This window comes from Qipengyuania sp. 902, assembly GCF_051195295.1.
In the GTDB taxonomy this organism is placed as follows: domain Bacteria; phylum Pseudomonadota; class Alphaproteobacteria; order Sphingomonadales; family Sphingomonadaceae; genus Qipengyuania.
On record NZ_JBNJLJ010000002.1, the window covers coordinates 279,789 to 302,292 of the forward strand.

20 protein-coding genes are annotated in these 22,504 nt (G+C 63.1%); 8 read left to right on the forward strand and 12 right to left on the reverse strand.

The features are described from left to right. Positions 1-7 precede the first annotated feature (7 nt). The 3 genes from ACSH0F_RS06455 to ACSH0F_RS06465 all read right to left on the reverse strand — a co-directional run bounded on the left by ACSH0F_RS06455 (position 8) and on the right by ACSH0F_RS06465 (position 2,647). Positions 8-553 carry a NuoB/complex I 20 kDa subunit family protein gene (locus ACSH0F_RS06455; protein WP_278328827.1) on the reverse strand — a complete coding sequence of 182 codons (546 nt, stop codon included), beginning with the start codon at positions 551-553 and terminating at the stop codon, positions 8-10. A 68-nt stretch (positions 554-621) separates the two neighbouring features. Next, a complete protein-coding gene (gene ndhC / locus ACSH0F_RS06460) occupies positions 622-996 on the reverse strand; it encodes an NADH-quinone oxidoreductase subunit A (RefSeq protein WP_278328567.1) in 375 nt (124 codons plus the stop codon). 163 nt (positions 997-1,159) lie between these two features. Then, positions 1,160-2,647: a coniferyl aldehyde dehydrogenase gene (locus ACSH0F_RS06465; RefSeq protein ID WP_435202175.1), complete on the reverse strand. Its 1,488-nt coding sequence runs from the start codon at positions 2,645-2,647 to the stop codon at positions 1,160-1,162. Between the two features lie 50 nt (positions 2,648-2,697). Between ACSH0F_RS06465 and ACSH0F_RS06470 the strand changes: the two genes are divergently transcribed. Beyond that, positions 2,698-3,894, forward strand: a complete 1,197-nt coding sequence (locus ACSH0F_RS06470) for a thiolase family protein (protein ID WP_435201065.1) — start codon at positions 2,698-2,700, stop codon at positions 3,892-3,894. 58 nt (positions 3,895-3,952) lie between these two features. After that, on the forward strand, positions 3,953-4,384 hold the full coding sequence (locus ACSH0F_RS06475) for a hypothetical protein (protein WP_435201067.1): 432 nt from the start codon (positions 3,953-3,955) through the stop codon (positions 4,382-4,384). A 53-nt stretch (positions 4,385-4,437) separates the two neighbouring features. Here ACSH0F_RS06475 and ACSH0F_RS06480 read toward each other — a convergent pair whose 3' ends face one another. Next, the gene (locus ACSH0F_RS06480; RefSeq protein WP_435201069.1) at positions 4,438-4,905 is read right to left on the reverse strand and encodes an SH3 domain-containing protein; all 468 of its coding nucleotides are present in this window, start codon (positions 4,903-4,905) and stop codon (positions 4,438-4,440) included. A gap of 84 nt (positions 4,906-4,989) precedes the next feature. Between ACSH0F_RS06480 and ACSH0F_RS06485 the strand changes: the two genes are divergently transcribed. Further along, a complete protein-coding gene (locus ACSH0F_RS06485) occupies positions 4,990-6,006 on the forward strand; it encodes a 2-hydroxyacid dehydrogenase (RefSeq protein ID WP_435201071.1) in 1,017 nt (338 codons plus the stop codon). Between the two features lie 54 nt (positions 6,007-6,060). Next, positions 6,061-6,489 carry a nuclear transport factor 2 family protein gene (locus tag ACSH0F_RS06490; RefSeq protein ID WP_435201073.1) on the forward strand — a complete coding sequence of 143 codons (429 nt, stop codon included), beginning with the start codon at positions 6,061-6,063 and terminating at the stop codon, positions 6,487-6,489. Here ACSH0F_RS06490 and ACSH0F_RS06495 read toward each other — a convergent pair. From ACSH0F_RS06495 to ACSH0F_RS06520, 6 genes are all read right to left on the reverse strand, one after another. Further along, positions 6,486-6,938, reverse strand: coding sequence for a GNAT family N-acetyltransferase (locus ACSH0F_RS06495; protein ID WP_435201075.1), 453 nt, complete (start codon positions 6,936-6,938; stop codon positions 6,486-6,488). The two genes, ACSH0F_RS06490 and ACSH0F_RS06495, sit on opposite strands and share 4 nt — an antisense overlap. Positions 6,939-6,942: 4 nt before the next feature. Further along, a complete protein-coding gene (locus ACSH0F_RS06500) occupies positions 6,943-8,349 on the reverse strand; it encodes an NAD(P)H-dependent flavin oxidoreductase (protein ID WP_435201077.1) in 1,407 nt (468 codons plus the stop codon). Then, on the reverse strand, positions 8,349-9,113 hold the full coding sequence (locus tag ACSH0F_RS06505; RefSeq protein WP_435201079.1) for a class I SAM-dependent methyltransferase: 765 nt from the start codon (positions 9,111-9,113) through the stop codon (positions 8,349-8,351). The genes ACSH0F_RS06500 and ACSH0F_RS06505 overlap by 1 nt, the downstream gene beginning before the upstream one ends. Then, the gene (gene prfB, locus ACSH0F_RS06510) at positions 9,110-10,237 is read right to left on the reverse strand and encodes a peptide chain release factor 2 (RefSeq protein WP_435201081.1); all 1,128 of its coding nucleotides are present in this window, start codon (positions 10,235-10,237) and stop codon (positions 9,110-9,112) included. The genes ACSH0F_RS06505 and prfB overlap by 4 nt, the downstream gene beginning before the upstream one ends. Positions 10,238-10,326: 89 nt before the next feature. Then, positions 10,327-12,834 (reverse strand): penicillin-binding protein 1A, encoded by a 2,508-nt coding sequence (locus tag ACSH0F_RS06515; RefSeq protein ID WP_435201083.1) that lies wholly within the window; start codon positions 12,832-12,834, stop codon positions 10,327-10,329. A 67-nt stretch (positions 12,835-12,901) separates the two neighbouring features. Further along, positions 12,902-13,759 carry an N-acetylmuramoyl-L-alanine amidase family protein gene (locus ACSH0F_RS06520; RefSeq protein ID WP_435201085.1) on the reverse strand — a complete coding sequence of 286 codons (858 nt, stop codon included), beginning with the start codon at positions 13,757-13,759 and terminating at the stop codon, positions 12,902-12,904. A 449-nt stretch (positions 13,760-14,208) separates the two neighbouring features. On the opposite strand from ACSH0F_RS06520, the gene ACSH0F_RS06525 reads away from it, so the two are divergent. Then, positions 14,209-16,971 carry an Rne/Rng family ribonuclease gene (locus ACSH0F_RS06525; protein ID WP_435201087.1) on the forward strand — a complete coding sequence of 921 codons (2,763 nt, stop codon included), beginning with the start codon at positions 14,209-14,211 and terminating at the stop codon, positions 16,969-16,971. A 78-nt stretch (positions 16,972-17,049) separates the two neighbouring features. Here the strand turns inward: ACSH0F_RS06525 and ACSH0F_RS06530 are convergent, their stop codons facing one another. Next, entirely contained in the window at positions 17,050-17,685 is a 636-nt protein-coding gene (locus tag ACSH0F_RS06530; protein ID WP_435201089.1) for a class I SAM-dependent methyltransferase, read from the reverse strand. 140 nt (positions 17,686-17,825) lie between these two features. Here ACSH0F_RS06530 and ACSH0F_RS06535 point away from each other — a divergent pair, with 140 nt between their 5' ends. Together ACSH0F_RS06535 and ACSH0F_RS06540 are read left to right on the forward strand one after the other, a co-directional pair. Further along, positions 17,826-18,845: a D-alanine--D-alanine ligase family protein gene (locus ACSH0F_RS06535; RefSeq protein ID WP_435201091.1), complete on the forward strand. Its 1,020-nt coding sequence runs from the start codon at positions 17,826-17,828 to the stop codon at positions 18,843-18,845. 193 nt (positions 18,846-19,038) lie between these two features. Beyond that, entirely contained in the window at positions 19,039-20,709 is a 1,671-nt protein-coding gene (locus ACSH0F_RS06540) for a M10 family metallopeptidase C-terminal domain-containing protein (protein ID WP_435201093.1), read from the forward strand. Positions 20,710-20,773: 64 nt separating this feature from the next. Here ACSH0F_RS06540 and ACSH0F_RS06545 read toward each other — a convergent pair whose 3' ends face one another. Beyond that, the gene (locus ACSH0F_RS06545; RefSeq protein WP_435201095.1) at positions 20,774-21,499 is read right to left on the reverse strand and encodes an SDR family NAD(P)-dependent oxidoreductase; all 726 of its coding nucleotides are present in this window, start codon (positions 21,497-21,499) and stop codon (positions 20,774-20,776) included. Between the two features lie 222 nt (positions 21,500-21,721). Here ACSH0F_RS06545 and ACSH0F_RS06550 point away from each other — a divergent pair, with 222 nt between their 5' ends. Beyond that, entirely contained in the window at positions 21,722-22,504 is a 783-nt protein-coding gene (locus ACSH0F_RS06550) for a succinate dehydrogenase iron-sulfur subunit (protein ID WP_435201097.1), read from the forward strand.

The following is a 22,504-nucleotide window of genomic DNA, read 5'->3' on the forward strand; positions in this document are numbered from 1 at the left end:
CTCGCCCTTACCTCTGGATCGTGCCCGAACGGCGGATTTTGCGCTGCAGCTGCATCACGCCATAGAGGAGCGCCTCGGCCGTCGGCGGGCACCCGGGAACGTAGATGTCGACCGGCACGATGCGGTCGCAGCCGCGCACGACCGAGTAGCTGTAGTGATAATAGCCGCCGCCATTAGCGCAGCTGCCCATGCTGATCACATATTTCGGATCGGACATCTGGTCATAGACCTTGCGCAGCGCCGGAGCCATCTTGTTGCATAGCGTACCGGCGACGATCATTACGTCCGACTGGCGCGGGGACGCGCGCGGGGCGACGCCAAAACGCTCCATGTCGTAGCGCGGCATGTTCACATGGATCATCTCGACCGCGCAGCACGCGAGGCCGAAGGTCATCCACCACAGGCTGCCGGTGCGCGCCCAGTGGAACAGATCCTCGGTGCTGGTGACCAAGAAGCCCTTGTCGTTCACCTCGGTCTGCAGCGCGTTGAAATAGTCCGCATCGGGCTGGCGCACTTCGCCGCCCTTGGCGGTCGGCAGCGCGCTGTCGCGCATGCGCTGGCCGTCGAGCGCGGGGTTCAGCGAGGCGGTGCCGACGAGGGCGGGATCGGTGTTCGGGTTGCTCATTGCCAGTCCAGCGCCCCCATCTTCCATTCATAGGCGAGACCGATAGCGAGGATACCGAGGAAGATCATCATCCCGGCCCAGCCCATCCAGCCGGTCACGTCGAGGCTCACTGCCCAGGGAAACAGGAACGAGGCCTCGAGATCGAACAGCAGGAAGCTGATCGCCACGAGGTAGAATTTCACGTCGAACTGGCTGCGCGGGTCTTCGAAGGCTGGGAAGCCGCACTCGTATTCGCTCAGCTTCTCGGCATCGGGGTTATGCGCGCCGGTGAGCCGCGAGACACCCATCGGCAGGAACACGAAGGCTGCCGAAAGGATGACCGCGATGAACAGGAAGATGAGGATGGGCAGATATTGTTCGAGGTCGACCACGTAGAGTTCCTTGGCGCGGAGGCGATTCCGCTTGGGTACGGTTCGCGCACGCCTCTAGGCCCCTCGGCGGGCGGGTGCAAGGGTGCGGCACGCGCAAATCCCGCACAATCGATTGCGCAAACCGGGACCGGATGCTCCGCCCCCGGCCGCGCATCCGGCGAGCCTATTTCAAGGCGGACTTGATCGCCTTGTCGGTTGCAGCGCCATAGGGCGGCTTGAGACCGCCGAGCTTGGCGATGTCGATCTTGGGCTGGCTGTAGACGCTGCGCGCATGGCTGAATTCGCGGAAGCCCTCGACCCCGTGATAGCTGCCCATGCCTGAAGGTCCGGTGCCGCCGAACGGCAGATCGTCCATAGACACGTGGAAGATTACGTCGTTCACGGTCACGCCGCCGCTGATAGTCTTGGTCAGCACCTTCTCGCGTTCGTCGCTGCTCTCACCGAAGTAATAGAGGCCGAGCGGGCGGTCGTTTTCGTTCACGTATTCGATCGCTTCCTCGACGCGGCTGTAGGTCTTGACCGGGAGGACCGGCCCGAAGATTTCCTCCTGCATCGCCTTCATGTCGTCCGTAACATTCTTGAGGATGGTCAGCGGCATCTTGCGCTGGTTGGCATTGCCGAAGTCCTCGTTACCCGGGTTGACCTCGATCACCTCGGCACCCTTGTCCTTCGCATCGGCGACCAGGCCCTTTAGCCGCTCGAAGTGATGGTCGCTGACGATGCTGGCGTAGTCTTCGTTCTCCAGCATAGTCGGATACATATTCGCGGTGCCCTGCCAGACGCCATGGATCGCTTCGTCCTGCTTGCTTTCCGGCACGTAGAGATAGTCCGGGGCTAGGCAAATCTGGCCTGCATTGAGCATCTTGCCGAGCGCAATACGCTCGCCCGCCTTGGCGAAGTCCGCACTCTCGCCGAGGAAGACCGGGCTCTTGCCCCCGAGTTCCAACGTGACGGGGACGAGGTTCTTCGCTGCAGCTTCCATGACCTTGCGACCGGTCGCGGTGGAGCCGGTGAACACGAGATGATCGAAGGGCAATTCGGAAAAGGCGGCCGCGACTTCGGGGCCGCCGGTGAAGACAGCGCACTCGTCCGGAGTGAAATATTCCTCGACCAGTTCCTGCGTCAGCAGGCTGGTCTTCTCGGTAAACTCGCTCGGCTTGATCATCGCGCGATTGCCCGCGGCGAAGACCTGCATCAGCGGGCCGAAGCTGAGATTGACCGGGAAATTCCACGGGCTGAGGATGCCGATTACGCCCTTCGGCTCGTACCGCACTTCCGCCTTGGCGCCCATCAGGCCGAGCGGGAACTGCACGTGCCGCTTGTCTGGCCGCGCCCACTTGTCCATGTTCTTGAGGCAGTATTTGCCGAAGTTCATCGTGCCGACGATGTCGGTCATCATCGATTGCTGGGGCGAGCGGTTGCCGAAATCGGCGCTCATCACCTTGCACAGATCGTCGGCATGGGTTTTCAGCAGGTTGATGGCACGCTCGATGCGATCCTTGCGCAGAGCCATCGGCTCGGGCCGGGTCTGGGTGTGCGCGGCGCGCTGTTTACGCAGCACGTCTTCCATCTCGCTCTTCCGGTCGTCCGCCATCCCTCTCTCCATTTGATCTTGCTGCGGCGCAGCACTAGGTAGAAGCCAACCTCCAATTAGGTCGCCATTGGCAACCGATATCACAGAACCAGAGGACCAGCACAAGCATGACCCAGTTCAGCGCAGCCGACCCAGTCGTCATCCTGTCTTACGCACGCACGCCGATGGGAGGCATGCAAGGCGCATTGGCCGATGTTTCGGCGACCGATCTCGGCGCGACTGCAGTCAAGGCTGCGGTCGAGCGCTCGGGCGTGCCGGTCGACAAGTTCGACCGCACCTATATGGGCTGCGTCCTGCCCGCAGGCCTCGGCCAGGCCCCTGCCCGCCAGGCCTCGATCAAGGCTGGCCTCCCGAAATCGGTCCAGGCGACCACCGTCAACAAGGTCTGCGGCAGCGGAATGCAGACGGTCATCATGGGCGCCGAAGCGCTCGCCACGGGCGATGTGAACTACATCGTCGCCGGCGGCATGGAGAGCATGACCAACGCGCCCTACTTGCTCAAAAAGCACCGCAGCGGCGCGCGGCTGGGCCATGACACGACCTACGACCACATGTTCCTCGACGGGCTGGAAGATGCCTATGAGGAAGGCCGCGCCATGGGCACCTTCGCGCAGGACACGGCGAACGACTACCAGCTGACCCGCGAGCAGATGGACGACTATTCGATCGAATCGCTGCGGCGCGCCAATGCCGCCATCGAGAGCGGCGCGTTCGCCGACGAGGTTGTGCCGGTCAGCTTCTCGACGCGGCGCGGCGATGTAACGGTCGAACATGACGAACAGCCCGGTAAGGGCAAGCCCGACAAGATCCCGACACTGCGCCCCGCTTTCGCCAAGGACGGCACGATCACCGCAGCGACGTCGTCCTCGATCTCCGATGGGGCAGCTGCCGTAGTGCTGACGCGCGAGAGCGTCGCCAGGGAAAACGGGCAGGAGCCGGTCGCGAAGATCGTCGCCATGGCTGCGCATGCTCAGGAGCCGAGCGAATTCACCGTCGCCCCTGTCGGCGCCATCAATAAGGTTCTCGTGAAGGCCGGCTGGTCGGCGGATGAGGTCGACCTGTGGGAAGTCAACGAAGCGTTCGCCTGCGTCGCCATGTTCGCCATGCGCGACATCGGCATCCCGCATGACAAGATCAACGTGAACGGCGGCGGTACTGCGCTGGGCCACCCCATCGGTGCCAGCGGCACACGGATCATCGTGACGCTGCTCAACGCGCTCAAGCAGCAGGGCAAGAAGCGCGGCATCGCCTCGCTCTGCATCGGTGGCGGCGAAGCCACGGCAGTCGCAGTCGAGCTCGTCTGACGTTCTTCGCGGCACTTCCCCCGAGCCTGCGCGTTGGTGCGGCGAAAGGGGAAGTGCCATGAAGACCATACTTTTCGTCGCTGCCGCAACGGTAGCGCTCGCCGCCTGCGGATCCAACGAGGAACCCGCTCCCGAACCGCTGGATACGGCGACACCGGCCGACACGACGCTCGGCAGCACGGCTACTGGCGACATGACCGGAACCTACGAGGTGCAGATGGCCGACGGCAGCGTCACCATGCAGCAGATCAACGCCGACGGCACCTATGTCGATACAATGCCGGACGGTACCGAGACAGAGCGCGGCACCTGGCGCCAGGAAGGCTCGCAAATGTGCTTCGATCCCGAAGGTACCGATCCCGAGGAATGCTACGCCGGCGGCGCGCCTGGCTCGGATGGCCGTTTCCAGATGCGCGATGCGGATGGGAACACGACCGCGACGGTACGTAAGGTCGACGGCAATGGAGTCGCTGCCGAAACGACCATGTAAAAGGTCCAAGCTGAAGACGGAAAAGGCGGCTGGAACGGGCCGCCTTTTTCATGTCACGGCGTGCCTGCGCCCCACAACCGATCCTGCGCGATCCAGCCACGGCGGTTCGCGATAGTCACTTCGCACCATCCATCTTCGCAGTCGCCCAAAGCCGCGACGACGCCCGGCTCGACCCGCCACTTAAGCACGGCATCAGCGGCGGGGCCGGAGCGCATGTCGGCGGGCCCCTCACCCATAACGATCGCGCCGTGATCCGGGCTCAGCAGGCGGGCCACTACCCAGCCCTTGTCGCCCGCAGGATCCTCGATCAGCCGCCAGCCTTCCATCACGCGCACCACTTTCACGGGCAGGCCGGGCCGGCGATAGACCCAGTCGATCTTGTAATCGGCACTCGGCCCCACACGCATGTTGAGCTCGCTGGCGCGGATGGTCGCCCAATAGGGCACCTCCCGCTCCTGCGCGGCTGCTGATGCGGGCAGACCGATGAAGCAAACGAGGGCGATGAGAAGGCGCGCGACCATATCGGAACCTTTACACGATTCTGCGCTGCCACGGCAACCGCGCTTGACCACCACCCCGCCCTCGCCCTAGCGCTTTTCACCAGCATGGATAGCGCCACCGAACAGGTCGAGAAACGCCTCACCCGCACGCCGCGGGTGGTCGTCACCCGTCACCTCATGCCCTCGGTAGAAGAGCGTATGGGCGAGTTGTTCGACGTGACGCTGAACGGCGAGGACCGGCCGCTGACACGCGAAGAGATCGTGGCTGTAATGCAAAACTGCGACGTCCTCGTGCCGACCGTCACCGACCGCATCGACGGCGACATGATTGCGGAGGCGGGCGACGACCTCGGCCTGATCGCCAATTTCGGCGCAGGCACCGAACATCTCGACCTCAAGGCGGCGCATGATCGCGGGATCATGGTGACCAACACGCCCGGCGTCTTCACCGACGACACCGCCGATCTCGCAATGGCCGGTATCATCGGCGTGCCGCGCCGCATCCGCGAAGGCGTGCAGCTGATCCGCAGCGGAGAGTGGACGGGCTGGACGCCGACGGCACTGCTCGGGACGAAGCTGGCGGGCAAGGTGCTCGGCATCGTCGGCATGGGGCGCATCGGACAAGCCGTCGCCCACCGCGCGCGCGCTTTCGGCCTGCGCATCGCCTATCACAATCGCAAGCGCCTGCCCGAAGCGGTCGAGCGCATGTTCGATGCCGTATATGTAGAGAACCTCGACGATCTGGTGGCGCAGGCGGACATTCTCACGCTCCACTGCCCGGCGACGCCCGGTACGCACCGACTGATCGACGAGCGGCGCATCGGCCTTATTAAACCGGGCGCGAGCCTCATAAACACCGCCCGCGGCGATCTCGTCGATCAGGAAGCATTGATTGCGGCACTTGATAATGGCCACCTGACCGGCGCGGGACTCGACGTTTATCCCGACGAGCCGAATGTGGACGAACGCCTGATCCGCCACCCCAATGTCATGACCCTGCCCCATATCGGCAGCGCCACGCGCGAAGGCCGCGAGGAATCGGGCCTGAAGGTCATCGCCAATATCCGAATGTGGGCAGACGGGCATCGCCCGCCAGACCAGGTACTGACCGGCCTCGGCTGACCTTCGCCGAAGTCCGCTTGCCATCGGCGGGCAAGCCTGTAACTCCCTCACGCCATGGACGAATTTTCAGCCAAGATCGAAGCCCTCGAACACCTGTGGATGCGCTCGTGGATGCAGCGCGATCGTAACCAGATGAAATCGCTCGCCGCGCGCGATTTCATTTTCTTGCTAGGATCGAGCAAGCCGGTAATCCTAGACCGCGCCAGCTGGCTGGAGGCCGCGACCACGCGCTTCCGCTGCACCGGATACCGCTTCGACGAAGTCTATGTGCGTCGCCACGGCAATGTCGCGGTCTTTGCCACGCGCCTGGGGCTGGAAGCCTCGATCGAAGGCCGCGACTGGACCGGCGACAGTTGGGTCGTCGACCTGTGGCAGAAGGCGCGAGTCAGCCGTAAATGGAAGCTGATCGAACGCACCCTCTCGCGGCCCGATACCGACGAAAAATTGCCGGACGCGATCAGGGCGATGCAATTGTGGCGCTAGAGTTTTAGTTCGTAGAAGCGGTTGTCGCCGTTGTCCGTATAGCCAGCAAAGGGCCCAATCTCGGAGAAGCCCGCAGCGCGATAGAGTCGGTTTGCAGGCTCGAACGGAGCGCTGATACCGGTCTCGAGCTTGACTAGGTCGAATCCCAGATTGCTCGCTTCTTTTAGAAGCAGATCGAGCAGCGCTTTGCCAATGCCTTTACCGCCATGTTCGGGCAAGGTGCGCATGCTTTTGATTTCGGCGAATTCCGAATGCGTGCGTAGCGCCCCGACCGCGAGAAGTTGGCCATCGTTCCAAGCACCGAAAATCCGGATATCGCTGCTGCGCATCCGGTCGAGGTCGAAAGCATAGGCGGTCCCGGGCGGCGAGACCTCCAGCATATTGCGATGGTGAAACTCAAGCAGCCTCGCAATAATGGGATCATCGACGCTGGCTTGCGCGAGGTGCACGCCCTCAATCCCCCGTCAAAATACGATCGACCAGTTCCTTCACCGTGGGGGTGAAATTGTTCGAGTAGAAGGGGTCCTGCTTGAACCGGTAGGCCGCATGCCCCGCGAAGGCGAGGTTTTCGTCCGGGTCGCCGCCATGGGCGATGTCCTGCAGGGTTTTCTGGATGCAGAAGCTGCGCGGGTCGGCGAGACGGCCCGTCGTATGGTTGTCGTGATCCTTCCAACTGGAAAACTGGCAGTGCGACAGGCAACCCATGCATTCCTGCTGGTCGGTGCGGATCTGCTCGGCACTTTCGGGGGTGGTGAAGACTACCGTGTCGTCAGGCGTCTTGAGCGCTTCGGTAAAGCCTTCGTGCATCCAGCTCTGCGCCTTGCGCTGGTCGCCGGGATGGACGTAAAAATACTTCGCCTTCCCGTGATCAGCGAGCGGGATGGTGCCCTCTTCCTCGTCGCGCTTGAAGATCGGGATCTGGCGTTCGCTGCGGTGCATCAAATCGTAGAGGAACGGCGTCTTCACCGCGCTGGAGTAGAAGCCCGTGGGGCTGAACTTGTGCAGCAGTACATCGCCCGGCTCGACCGTGCGCAGCATGTCCTTCCACACCTGCGGGATCGGGCTTTCATGGGTGAGCAGCGGGCGCGTGCCGAACTGGAAGGCGATCTTGCCGAGCTCGGGATTGTCGATCCAGTCGTTCCATTCGCGCAGGAACCAGACGCCGCCGGCCATCACGATGGCAGTGTCCTCGCTGACGCCTTCGTTGCGCATGGTTTCGCGCAATGCCTTCACGCGCGGATAAGGATCTTCGGGCTTGGTCGGATCCTCTGCATTGGAGAGGCCGTTGTGGCCACCCGCCAGCCAGGGGTCTTCATAGACAACCGCCGCCAGCAGGTCCGGCACCTTGGAATAGCTGCGCTTCCACAATGCCCGAAAGGCGCGCGCGGAGGACACGATCGGCAGGTAATGCACATTGTAGCGCTGGGCGATCTCGGCCAGCTTGTAGGGCATCCCCGCGCCGCAGGTAACGCCGTCGATCTTGTCCGCACAATTGTCGAGCACGCCTTCGAGCACCTGCTGCGCGCCGCCCTGCTCCCACAGGACGTTGATGTTGATCGCGCCCTTACCGTCGGCGATCTCGTAGGCGCGGTTCACCTGTTCGGTCGCGCCGTCGATGGCGTAGCGCACGAGCTGTTCGAAACGCTCCTTGCGGGTGGCCTGCGGATAGACCTGCGGGATCGGATTGCCGTCCTCGTCATAGCTGTCGGCGTTGACAGCACTGACCGTGCCGATGCCGCCCGCTGCGGCCCAGGCTCCCGAACTCATGTGATTGGTGGCGGACACGCCCTTGCCGCCTTCGATCAGCGGCCAGACTTCCTTGCCGCCGTAAACGATGGGTTTGAGACCCTTGAAACTCATTATGCTTTCTCTCTCTTCGTCGGCCGCTCGATGGGCGGCGCCTCGTGCGCGACACTGTCGCCGCGGCACGGTTCGATCTCTCCGGGTTCAGGCCTCGTAGCGGCTGCCTTGAACTGTGCATAGTAGCCCAGCAGTTCCGGCGCGTCCTTGAAGGCGACGAGTTCGTATCCCACCCGTTCCAGCTCGCACGATAGCAGCAGCGGGTCGATCCCGTGCTGGTCGGTCGGGCGATCCTTGTCGACCACGATGACTTGACCATCTTCTCGCAGCGACGGCCAGAGGCGCCAAAGGAATTCGTAGGGCTGTTCGATCTCGTGATACATGTGGACCATGAAGATGCGGTCGAAACTGTTGGCGGGCAGGCGCGGATCGGCCGGTTCGCCGCGGCGGATCGAAACATTGTCGAGCCGCTGACGCTCTACCCGGCGGCCGAGACGCGCCAACGCATCGCCGTCGATATCCTGTGCCAGCACCCGGCCGTTTTCGCCGACCCGCTTGGCGAGGCGGAGCGTATAATAGCCATTGCCCGCGCCGATATCGGCCACGGTCATACCCGGCTCAAGTTCGGCCAGGTCCATCACCGTCAGCGCCTCGCCGCGGCTGTCGCGCTGGTCCTCGCTATCGATGGAATAAGTGCCGATGCCGGATACCGGACGGTCGGGCGCGGGAAACTCGGCCGGTTCGTCTCCGGTGCTCAGCAGCCCGCCGTCGCAAGCGGCGAGACTGGCTGCGATGAGAGGGAGAAGAACGAGGCCGGGCCTCACTCCGCGTCCTCCACCTCGACCGTTTCGCCGGTCACCCGCTGGGCAAGTGCGGCGGAAATGAACGGATCGAGCGCGCCATCGAGGACGTCGTCGGGCGTGGGCGAGGTTACGCCTGTGCGCAGGTCCTTAACCATCTGGTAAGGCTGGAGGACGTAGCTGCGGATCTGGTGGCCCCAGCCGATGTCGCTCTTTTCCTGGTATTCGCCCGATGCCGCCGCCTCGCGCTCGGCCATTTCGCGCTCGAACAGGCGGGCCTTCAGCATGTTCATCGCAGTCGCGCGGTTCTTGTGCTGGCTGCGGTCGTTCTGGCTGGCAACGACGATCCCGCTCGGCTGGTGAGTGATGCGAACCGCGGAATCGGTCGTGTTGATGTGCTGACCGCCCGCACCGCTGGCGCGGTAGGTGTCGATCTTGAGGTCGGCGGGATTGATCTCGATATCGATGTCGTCGTCGATCACCGGATAGACCCAGACCGAGCTGAAGCTGGTGTGGCGCCGCGCGCTGCTATCATAGGGGCTGATGCGGACGAGGCGGTGGACGCCGCTCTCGGTCTTGGCATAGCCATAGGCATTGTCGCCCTTTACCAGCAGCGTGGCGGACTTGATGCCCGCCTGGTCGCCTGCCTGGTATTCGACCGTCTCGACCTTGTAGCCGCGCTGTTCGGCCCAGCGGGCGTACATGCGGAAGAGCATTTCCGCCCAGTCCTGGCTTTCGGTACCGCCGGCCCCTGCATGGATTTCGATATAGGTGTCGTTGCCGTCGGCCTCGCCCGAAAGCAGCGCTTGCACCTTGTCACGATCTGCGCGTTCGGCGAGGCCTTCCAGCGAAGAGAGCCCCTCGCCCACGACCTCGTCGTCGCCCTCGGCCTCGCCCATTTCGACGAATTCGATGGCATCGGACATCTCGCTCTCGATCTCGCGCACGGTCGTGATCGCGGTCTCGAGGCGCTTTTGCTCCTGCGTGATTGCCTGTGCCTGCTTGGGATCGTCCCACAGCGTCGGATCCTGCACGCGCGCATCGAGTTCGTCGAGGCGACGCAGAGCGCGCTCCCAGTCGAGCGACTGGCGGACGAGCGCCAGTGCGGCTTCGATCCTCTCGATATGGGCCTGCCCTTCGGCACGCATGGCGAATTCCTTCAAAACTTTCGGCAAATGACTTGCCACCGTCCCCTAACGCGCGGGCAGCGATTGTAAAGCTGGGTAGCCGGTGCTGGCTAGTAGATACCGCCCTGTTCCTCGACGAAATCGTCGGGACGCTCCACCTCACGAGCCGCTGCCCGCTGGGTCGGACCCTGCCGGGCACGGCGGATCAGCTCGAGGATTTCGTTGCGCTTGGCAGCGATCACGTCCGAGCGGGTGGAGCGCGGCGGTTCGGTGTCCGGCTTGAACGCCTCCCAGATGATCGCGGCCTTCGGATCGTCGGACGGTGTGCCGTCGAACACGCGCTTGCCCGTGCGCCGGTCCACCTTGACCATGCGCACACCGGGCGGGGCGACGAAATCCTCGGCGTTCCAGCGCTCGCGCGTGGCCTCGACGAAGCGCTTCATGATCGGCGCCGCGGTATTGCCGCCCTGCACCCAGCCACCGAGATTGCGCGGCTGGTCGAAGCCGACGTACATGCCCGCGACGATGTCCGGCGTACCCCCGACGAACCAAGCATTGGTCGGGCCGTTGGTGGTCCCGGTCTTGCCGAATAGCGGCAACTCGAGGCTGCGCAGGCGCACGGCCGTGCCGCGGGTCACCACGCCCTGCAGCATGTGCACGACCTGGAACGCGGTGCGCGGATCGAGGACCTGCTTACCGCGCGGTTCGAAGCGGGGCATCGGCTGGCCGTCCCACTGCTCCATGTTGCAGCCGGTGCATTCGCGATTGTCGGAACGGAAGATCACCTTGCCGCGGCGGTCCTGCACGTAATCGATCACTGATCCATCGGTCTGCCGTCCCCAATTGGCCAGCGCGGCATAGCCGTTGACCATGCGCGCGACCGTTGTGTCGCCAGCGCCTAGCGCGAAAGAGTAATACGGCTCGTAATCGCCGATGCCGACGCGCTTGATCGTCTTGACCACATTATCCATGCCGGTCGTGTCGGCGATATGGATGGTCATGAGATTGCGGCTCTGCTCGAGACCCCAGCGCATGGTGTGAACCCCGCCGCCGCCGCCGCCGAAGTTGCGGAAGCACTTCTCGCCGAGGTTGGCGCCCTGCCAAACGCAGAAGGTCTGATCTGGCACCTCGGTCGCCGGGGTCATGCCGTGGTCGAGCGCGGAGGCGTAGACGAAAGGCTTGATCGTCGAGCCGGGCTGGCGCTCGGCCTGTGTCGCGCGATTGAATGCGCCGAGGCGGCTGTCGAACCCGCCCTGCATGGCGAGCACACGGCCCGTCTGCGGCGCCTGCGCCAGGAAACCGCCCGAAATCTCCGGCACGCCCCGCAGCCGATAGCCGTCGCCCGACTGGACGGCAGCGACCACGTCGCCAAGCTTGAGCGACGAAGGCGCGCCGATGAGAGGAAAATCCTCGCCGTCGGTAAAGCCGATGGTCGCCGACGATCCGGTCGCGGTGATTACGCCAATGCGCCAGTCTTCGTAATTGATCGAGAGATTGGACGAGGCGAGCTGCGAGTGCAGGTCGCCGTTCTCGGGATTAAGCGTGGCGACGGGCCCGGTGAAGCCGCGATTGCCGTGGTAGCTGATCAACTGCGCGCGCAACGCATCGCGCGCGGCATCCTGCAACTCGGTGTCGAGCGATGTCCGCACCCACAGCCCGCCAGCATAGACGCTGTTGCCACCGTCCTCGGCAGTCTCGCCGAAGCGGTCGATGAGCTGGCGGCGGACTTCTTCGAGGAAATAGCCCGCATCGGCCGATCGCTCGCTGCGCTGCTGAACGAGGCCGAGCGGCTGTGCCTTGGCGCGGCTCGCTTCGGCAGCAGTGACGAAACCGTTTGCCTGCATCTGGTCAAGCACGAAATCGCGGCGTGTCAGCGCGAGTTCGCGATATCGTTCGCGACCGTAGCGTTCGGGGGCTTTCGGCAGGATCGCGAGGAATGCGGTCTCGTGCAGGTCGAGATCGCCGACGTCCTTGTCGAAATAGGCCCGCGCGGCCGCCTGCACGCCGAAGCTGCGCCGCCCTAGGGGGATTTCATTGAGATAGAGCTCGAGGATTTCCTGCTTGGTCAATACGCTCTCGATGCGCGTCGCCAGGATCATTTCCTTGAGCTTGCGGGTGATCGAATACTCGTCACCCAGCAGGAGGTTTTTCGCCACCTGCTGTGTGATGGTCGATCCGCCCACGGCGCGCTCGTCCGAACCGAATTTCGTGGCGTAGTCCACTACGGCATTCAACGTGCCGGTCAGGTCGACACCGCCATGGCTGAAGAAGGTCTTGTCTTCGGCCGACAGATAAGCCTCGATCATCTGATCGGGGAAGTCGCCATATTGCAGCTGGACGCGCCGCTCGCGAGCGTAGGAATGAACGATCTCGCCATCGACTCCGCGCACCACGGTCGGCAGCGGTGTCTCGTAGTCGAGCAGGCTTTCCGCATCGGGCAGGTTGCGCGCCAGCGTTGCCCAGGCGAGCACCAGCAGGACGACGGCCACGCCGGCGGCATAGCTGACGACTCGCAGCTTGCGATTGGTCGCCCAGTTGTCCTTGAACCAGACGATCAATCGCCGTGGATCGTCGGTCAGCCGGTGGCGATAATACTGGAGTGGGGTAGCGTCGGACATATCTGGGCAGCGCCTTTAGCACGGGCTTTCTGCATATCGCCAGAACAAGAATGCCCCGATGACGCGATTATTGCTGCCGGGCGAAATAGATACGGATGGCTCGCGCCATGGTTTGCGCGAATTGCTCGCGGCCTTCTGCCGAGCCGAGCCGCTGCGCCTCGGCAGCATTGGTGATGAAACCGCTCTCGAACAGCACGGACGGGACGTCGGGCGCGCGCAAAACTTTGAGCGCGGCCGAGCGGATTGCCTGAGGATGGAAACGCAGCACGCCCTCGCCTTCGCGCCGGATCAGGCGAGCGAACTCTGCCGATTGCTCCTGCGTGCGGCGCTGCGACAATTCGACGAGGATCGTGCTCACCGTGTCGCTCTGATCGGAGAGATTGACGCCGTTCAGCCTGTCGGATGCGTTCTCCCGTTCGGCAAAACGGGCGGCGGCATCGCTTGAGGCTTCGTTCGAGAGCGTGTAGATGCTGGCTCCCTCCACCTCGCTCGCGTCGCCTGCGCTGTCGGCGTGGATGGATAGAAAAAGATCGGCATTCAGCCGGCGCGCGATCTCGAACCGTTCAGCATGGAGGAGATAGCGGTCGTCATCGCGGGTCAGCGCGACCCGCACGCCGCCCTCCTCCTCGAGCTCTTGCTTCAACGCGCGCGCGAGCGAAAGGACGAGCGATTTCTCCACCAGCCCCTGACCTGTCGCACCGGGGTCGTGTCCGCCATGCCCCGCATCGATCACCACCAGCGGCAGGGCTTCATCGCCCGACACGCTCGGCAAATCAAGATCGTCAGAAGCGCTCGGCAAGGTCACGCGCTGCACATAGGCACGGCCGGCTTCCGATGAAGGAAGGAGCTGCGATGTCAGCACCAGTCCCACGACGAGGACCAGCGGGATTCCGAGAAGCAGCAGGATTTGCGTGCGCGGTGCCATTTATGGTGAATCGTTAGGGCTTTCTTGCCGCTCCGCGCAATATGGTTGCCGTTGGAAACCCACGGTGCTAGCGATACCGTATCGGCTGTCCGGTGCCTCCGATCGGCGCGAAACGCGCGACGAAGAGGGACATTCGGGCCTGCCGCCCACCGATCCGCAGCCGTTCGGCAATCAGGATCGCAACGAATACAGGTTGATGCAGGACATGCTCCGTTCCTCCCCGGCAAACGCAGAACTGGCCCGGCGCCAGCGCGCGCTCCCGTCGGGCCGGACAGCGCTGGATACGCGCAGGGCAGTCTCCGCAGTCACGAATACCCGGCCCCGCGCACATCTGCATGACGGCCGGTCCATCAACGCCGCGGCTCCGGACTACGGACGCGGAAATCCCAACATGATGCGCCGCGCGGACGACGGGCCTGCCCCGCCCCGCAGCGGCTGGAGACAATTACATGGCAACGCGCATGCTTATCGATGCGCGCCACCAGGAAGAAACCCGGGTGGCGGTCCTCAAGGGAAACCGGATTGAGGAGTTCGATTTCGAATCTGCCGATCACAAGCAGATCAAGGGCAATATCTATCTCGCGAAAGTAACCAGGGTCGAACCGTCGCTTCAGGCGGCCTTCGTCGACTTCGGCGGCAATCGCCACGGATTCCTCGCCTTCAGTGAAATCCATCCCGACTATTACCAGATTCCGAAGGAAGATCGCGAGGCGCTGCTCGCCGCCGAGGCCGAGGCTGCCGAAGAAGAAGCCCGCCTGCGCGCCGAAGAGGAAGAGCGCGGCGAAATGCCCGGTGATGAATATGACGCCGAGGACGAAAGCTCCGAAGCTCTCGCCGAAGACCTCGCCGAAGACGGCCTCGAGGAAGTCGACACGTCCGACAAGGACAAGGTCTCCACGATCGAGGAAGGCCAGCTCGACGGCGACGACGACGAGGATGACGACGATAGCGAAGACGAAGACGACGAGTCCGGCAACCAGCGCCGTGGTCGCGGTCGCAAGGGTCGCGGTCGCCGTCAGGGCAAAGGCGGCCGCAGCCGCGCCAAGGAAGTCGACGAAGCGCGCGCCAAGCGCATGGCGCTGCGTCGTCGCTACAAGATCCAGGACGTCATCCAGCGCCGCCAGGTGTTGCTCGTCCAGGTCGTCAAGGAAGAGCGCGGCAACAAGGGCGCAGCGCTGACAACCTATCTCAGCCTTGCCGGACGCTACACCGTCCTGATGCCGAACAGCAGCCACGGGGGCGGCATCTCGCGCAAGATTTCCAGCGCATCGGACCGCAAGCGCCTGAAGCAGGTCGTCAACGATCTCAGCCTGCCAAAGACCATGGGGCTGATCGTTCGCACCGCCGGCCTCAGCCGCACCAAGACCGAGATCAAGCGCGACTTCGACTATCTCGCCCGCCTGTGGGACGAGATCCGCGAACGCACCCTGTCTTCCGCCGCACCGGCGCTGATCCACTCGGACAGCGACCTGATCAAACGCGCCATCCGCGACATCTACAATCGCGAGATTGAGGAAGTCGTGGTCGAGGGCGAGGATGGCTACAAGTCGGCCAAGGAATTCATGAAGCTGCTGATGCCCAGCCACGCGCGCCGGGTGAAGCAATATGCCGATCCCGTCCCGCTGTTCCAGCGCTATGGCGCGGAGGACCAGCTCAAGGCGATGTACGACCCCGTCGTGCAGCTGAAGAGCGGCGGCTACCTCGTTATCAATCCGACAGAGGCGCTGGTCTCGATCGACATCAACTCGGGCCGCTCCACCAAGGAGCACAATATCGAGCAGACCGCGCTGCACACCAATCTTGAAGCTGCGCGCGAAATCGCCCGCCAGTTGCGCCTGCGCGACATGGCCGGCCTCGTCGTCATCGACTTCATCGACCAGGAGCACCACTCCAACACCCGCAAGGTCGAAAAGGCGATGAAGGAAGCGCTGAAGAACGACCGTGCACGCATCCAGGTGGGCCGCATCTCGAGCTTCGGCCTGATGGAAATGAGCCGCCAGCGCCTGCGCACCGGCGTGCTCGAAGCGACCACGCGCGATTGCCCGCATTGCGATGGCACCGGCCTCGTGCGGACAGCATCCTCCGCCGGTCTTTCGGCCTTGCGTCTGATCGAAGACGAAGCTGCCAAGGGCAAGGGATCGATCATCACGCTGGCCGCTAGCACCGAAGCCTCGGTCTATCTGCTCAACGAGAAGCGCGCCGATCTGATGGAGATCGAGGAGCGTTACGGCGTGACCGTTGTCGTCCGTCCGGAAGGCGAAGACGAAGGCGCGAAGATGAGCGTGTCGAGCTCCGGCCCGCGTCCGACCAACGTGCCCAAGTTCGAAACTCTCGTCGAGGACGATGAGGACGAGATCGACACCGAGGCCTTCGACGATGAGGATGACGACCAGGACGAGGACGACAACGATCGTCCCCGCAAGAAGCGTCGCCGCCGTCGCGGTGGTCGTGGCCGCAACAAGCGCCGCGACGAAAACGGTGCAGACGACGACAGCGACGATAACGACGATGAGGAAGACGAGACTTCCGAGGATAACGGCGAAGACAAGCCGAAGAAGCGGCGCCGCCGTGGTGGACGTCGTCGTGGCGGCCGCGGTCGCGGAAACCGTAACGATGCCGGCGATGAGGCCGAGAACCTCGAACCGGTGTCGGAGCAGGTCGTAGAGGACATGGCCGTGGTCGCCGGTCCGGAAGACAGCTCGGAAACCGCGGAAGCCGCGGCCGAAGAAGATGCTCCGAAGCCGAAGAAGCGCACCCGCAAAGCAAAAAAGGCCGACGACGAGCCGACCGACGACAGCGCCGTTACCGAGGAAAAGCCGAAGGCAAAGCGGACCCGCAAGCCGAAGGCGGAAAAGCCTGAGGCGGAAACCGCTCCCGACCCCGATACCGAGGAAAAGCCGAAGCCCAAGCGCACTCGGGCGAAGAAAGCGGCTCCGAAACAGAGCGACGATAAGGCTGCAGGTGACGTCTCCGAACAGGTGACGGAAGACATGGCTATCGTCGCCGGACCGGAAGGCACACCGGAGACCGCCGAGGCTGCCGCCGAAAAGAAGCCCGCCCGCAAGCCGCGTGCGAGCAAGGCGAAGCCCAAGTCCGATGCCGACGCTGCGCCCGAGACGAGCGCTGCGCCGGAAGCGGAAGAGTCCGCCGGAACCGTCGAAACGGCCAAGCCCCGCAAGGGCTGGTGGCAACGGACCTTCGGCGACAGCTAAGCCCCGAGCAGATTGCCTGAACGAAAGCGCCCCGGCCCTGCAAAGGGTCCGGGGCGTTTGTTTAAAGGCTCGCCCGGATCACGCGCCTTCCTTGCGCGCGACGCCCCATTCCATCCAGCCCATCACCTTCGGCGCTTTCGGCAGATAGGCCTGCCCAAGCGGTTCGACCGCGAACCCGGCACCGCGCAGCGCGGGTCCGATCGGTCGGGTCAGGTGGCATCCACCGGCCATCGGCTTCCAGACAGGTTCGATCCGCTCTTGCCATTTCGCCACGCCCGCATCTGGCGAACGCCCATGCTCAAGAAACAGCAAGCGGCCTCCCGGACGCAAAATCCGCCGCATTTCCGACAAGACCTTGGCCTGATCGTCCACGGAACACAGGGTGTAAGTGCATACGACTGTATCGAAACTGCTGTCCTGGAACGGTATGGCTTCGCCAACACCCTGCCGCAGGTCGACCGCCCAACCCTTCCGTTCGGCTTCGGCACGGGCACCGTCGAGCAGCTTGCCATGCGGATCGATCCCGCTGAAGGCCGTCACCTGCTCCGTATCGTAGAGTTTCTGGTTGAGCCCCCCGCCGCAGCCGAGCTCGAACACGTGCCCGCGAGCGAGCGGAACGACCATGCGGCGACGGTCCTCGATTTCCGACTGGCCGCAGGCATAGGTGATCATCCGCGGCATGACGTGCGCATCGTACCAGCTCTTCAGTCCCACCGCCGGCTCCTCTCCCGCGAAGTCGATGAAACAAGCTATCGCGTTTCCGGCGTGCCGCAAGCGGTTTCTCGCGCGCAGAATTCGGTGGCGGCGTGGCACTGCCCGGCGTATTGGCGGCGAAACTCACAGACGGACATGCCATGACCAAACCAATTTCCCCCCTTCGCATTCCTGAGGAAGCCAAGGACCGCATCCGCACGCTGTTCATGGCCAAGCACGCCTTGTTCGGCGGCGGGATGCACCCTGAAGATGGTAACCACGCCATCTATCATCACGAGGTCCGCACCACTTTGGAAGGGCTCGGGCTCAATCTCGAATTCGCGAACCACTACGAAGTGCTGTTCGAGAAGCCCGACGTGGACTTCGTGTTTCCGCTGCTCAATCGCGGCGGCTTCGTGAACAGCGAGATGCTGATCCCGATCCTGTGCAACAAGCACGCGATCCCCTATCTCGGCGCGATGCCCTTCCTTCGCGGACTGGGCGACGACAAATCGGTGTCGAAGCTCGTCTGCGAGCACGCCGGCGTGCCGACCGCGCCCTGGTTCTGTTACCGCCGCGGCGCTCCCATCCGCGAGGACGACCTTCCCGCGAAGGACGCCGGCCGCTGGGTGATCAAGCCCAACGCCTCCTCCGCCAGCTGGGGCATCACCGACGCGAGCACTTGGGTCGAAGTGGCGAATGCGGTCTGGCACATCCACACCGAGGGTCACGATGCGATCGTCGAGCCGTATCTCAACGGCTATGACGTCCAATGCGCCTTCATCACGATCGAGGACGAGCCGATCGCCCTCCCCATGCTGTGGTACGAGCGCGAGGATACGCAGCGCCTGTGGACCTATTACGAAAAGCGCGACCTGGTCGAAAACAAGGAAAAGGCGGCGCTCAAGCGTTTCGACGATCCCGACCTTGCGCCGAAGATCGAGGCCATGGCGCGCAAGGTCGCGCAAGAATTCGTGCCCTTCGATTACGGGCGGATCGAGTTCCGGCTCGATCTCGAAACCGGCGACATCAACTTCATCGAGATCAATCTCAACTGCAATTTGTGGTCGGAAAAGGTCATGGCCAAGGCTGCGGCGAAAGCCGGGTTCAGCCATGCAGATCTGCTCGAAACACTGCTCGCCGAATCGTGGCGGAGGAACGGGCTCATCGCTGCCGGCTGAGTTGTGCGCAAATATTGCTGACGGATAGCACGTTCGTCATATTGCGCGAACGCCCTCCGCGACTTCAGATATGTTGCCCGAACTGCTTGAAAAAGCGGTAAACGCTCTTGCCACCGCCTGACCTATGGTTAGGATGCGGTTACTTGGTGCTCGGTGCACCAAGGGTCGTATTTTTACATTTTTGGAGGGGTCCATGCCGCGCCATACCGTGCTGTCCGAGGGGACAGACTATCTCTACACGCACACCTGCACAGACGCTTGCGATCACGGCAGCGAACTGCGTGATCAGATCACGCTCGACACCGTGCTCGACTACGATACCGGCGCGCTGGCCGAGGACTTTAACCTCGACAATTTCGGCGGCTTCGGCTTCGGTTTCCGCGGCAAGCTGATTGCCGATCTGGACCAGGTCGTCGATCAGATCTTCTCCGGCAATTCGCACAATATTACCGGCAGCAACCGGATCACCTATACTTTCCTGCAGGGCGACAACCTCGTCGGCCTCTACAACAACCCGCAGTACGGCTTCGGTGCCAGCAATGGTGCTGCGCCGTTTACGGCCGCACAGATGGACGCCGCGCGCGCATCGATCGCCCTGTGGGACGATCTGATCGCGCCCGAATTCGTGGAGAGCAACGGCCGCGGTGCCGACATCCAGTTCGCGAACAGCTGGGACCCGGCGCAGGCTTATGCCTATTATCCGGAATATGGCTTCACGAACGCTCGCGGCTATAACTTCTTCGGCGATGTCTTCGTCGCCGATCCCCGCAGCTATTTCGATGCCGACGGCGCGCTTCTTCACGAAGGGAATTATTCCAACGGCGATCTGAGCTTTGGTGGTTACGGCGCGACAACCCTCACCCACGAAATCGGTCATGCGATCGGCCTCAGCCACCCTGGGGCCTACAATGGTGCTGGCGCAACGACCTATCTCGACCAGGCCGAATATGCCCAGGATTCAGAGCAATATTCGATCATGTCGTATTGGGGGGCATCGGAAACGGGTGCGCGCATCGTCAACTGGGGAACGTTCTTCTTCAGCAATGCGCAGACGCCGATGCTGCATGATGTCTACACCATCCAGCAGGTCTACGGTGCCGATCCGACCACCCGCGCCGACGATACCACCTATGGCTTCAACTCGACCGCAGATCGTGAAGTGTTCGACTTCACGCAGAACGAACACCCCTATCTGACGATCTACGATGCCGGCGGCATCGACACGATCGACCTCTCGGGCTTCGAAGCCAGCGTGCTGATCGACCTGCGCGACGGGCAGTTCTCGTCTGCCGGCCAGGGCAACATCACCACTGCCGACCAGGCAGAGGCCCTGCAATCGCTGAATGACGCGATCGAAGTGGCTTATGGCATCGAGGATTACTACGCGCCTGCCGATCAGGCTATGATCGACAGCGTGACGAGCCGCTACATGGGCTTGAATGCCCGCGACATCGCCGCCGATACCGGGCATGCCGGGGTCGAGGCGATGCAGTATCAGAACATCTCGATCGCCTATGGCACCGAAATCGAAAATGCGGTCGGTACGGACTATCGCGACGTCATCATCACCAACGAGCAGGACAACGTCCTGACCGGCAACGGCGGTGCTGACGTCTTCGTGTTCGCCTCCGACGAGCGTCTGTTTACGGACAGCTTCACCAATGGCGGAACCGACATCATCACCGACTTCGAGGAAGGCGTCGACACCGTCGACCTGTCGGGCCTCGGCATCACCGAAGCCTCGACCCTGACCGCGATCGACAATCGGCTGGAAATCGACATCGACAGCGATGGCGTGATCGATCAGACGATCATCTTCGAAAACCTCGATGCGATTCCGGTTGGCGATATCTTGTTCGGCTGATCCAAGAAGGGTTAAAACCGCCTGAAAGAATCCGCCTCGCGCCACCCGGCGCGGGGCGGTTTTTCTATGCCGGGATCACCTCGCCAGCGTAATCGAAAATTTTGCCGCTGTCGGAAGGCCCGAGCCTGGAGATGACTTCGAGCAGGTTTGCAGCAGCTTCGAGCGGCGCAGTGAGCTGGCCATCGGGCAGGTTCGATTGGAACGGCTCGGATAGTTGCGTGTCGACCGTGCCCGGATGGAGGCCGGTGACCACGGCCTGCTTGTGGGTGCGACCCAGTTCGATCGCGAAGTTTCTCAGCAGCATGTTGAGCGCCGCCTTGCCGGCGCGATAGCTATGCCAACCGCCGAGACGATTGTCGGAAATCGAGCCCACGCGGGCCGATAGGGCCGCGAACACGCAACGCTCCTTCCGGTCGAACAGCGGCAGCATGTGCTTGGCGATAATTGCCGGGCCGATAGTGTTGAGCAGGAAAACTCGCTCCATCGCATCGGGATCGAGCGAGCGGTAGCTGCGCTCGGGCCCGGTGCCGTCGTCCAGTGTCAGCACGCCGCTGGCAACGATGACGAGGTCGGGCGGTGCGTCGCTCATGGCGTCCGCCGCCTCGGCGATGCTGGTTTCCTCGTCCAAATCGAAGGCAAAGGAGTGCAACCCCGCAATGCCGGGATCGCCCGAACGACACCCTGCCCAGACCTCCGCGCCCTGCTCCACCAGCGCCTCTGCGAGTGCACGCCCGATGCCGCCGCTGGCTCCGAACACGGCGGCTGTGTGAAATTGCTTTCCTACGTCCATCCTATCAGACTACACCGATTGCATATCCGGATTGTTCCCTCGCTCCGCGCAGAATTCGGCCAATTTCGCAATCTCGCTTTTATCCGCTCTGGACTGTGGTCCATGCGGTCCATGTCTTCGATCGTGTTGGACACAGTGTGCAGGAATTGCAGCATCGTCGGCCTTGCGCCACTCGTATGAACCGCTAGATGGGTGGCAGAAAGCAACAGGAACGACTGCGTAATGGCGACCTTCACCCTTCCCAAGAATTCGAAGATCACCGGCAAGGGCCGCGCGCATAGCGCTGACGGCGGCAACCGCATTCGCAAGTTCAAGATCTACCGCTACGATCCCGACACCGGCGAAAACCCGCGCTACGACACGTTCGAGCTCGACCTCGACGATTGCGGGCCGATGGTTCTCGACGCGCTGTTCAAGATCAAGAACGAGATCGATCCGACGCTGACCTTCCGCCGTTCCTGCCGCGAAGGCATTTGCGGATCGTGCTCGATGAACCTCAACGGGAAGAACGGCCTCGCCTGCACCACGGCGATCGAGGACCTCAAGGGCGAAATCCGCATCACCCCGCTGCCGAGCATGGACGTGATCAAGGACCTCGTGCCCGATTTCACGCATTTCTACGCCCAATATGCCAGCATCCGCCCTTGGCTGCAGACCGTCTCCACTACGCCGAGCGGCAAGGAACGCCTGCAGTCGCCCGAGCAGCGCGAGCAGCTCGACGGGCTGTACGAGTGCATCCTGTGCGCCTGCTGCTCCACCGCCTGCCCCAGCTATTGGTGGAACAGCGACAAATTCCTCGGCCCGGCGATCCTGCTGCAAGCCTATCGCTGGCTGGCCGACAGTCGCGACGAAATGACCGGCGAGCGGCTCGACCAGCTGGAGGACCCCTTCCGCCTCTATCGCTGCCACACGATCATGAATTGCGCGAACGTCTGCCCCAAGGGCCTTTCGCCCGCCAAGGCGATCGCCGAAACCAAGAAGATGATCGCCGAACGCGCGATCTGA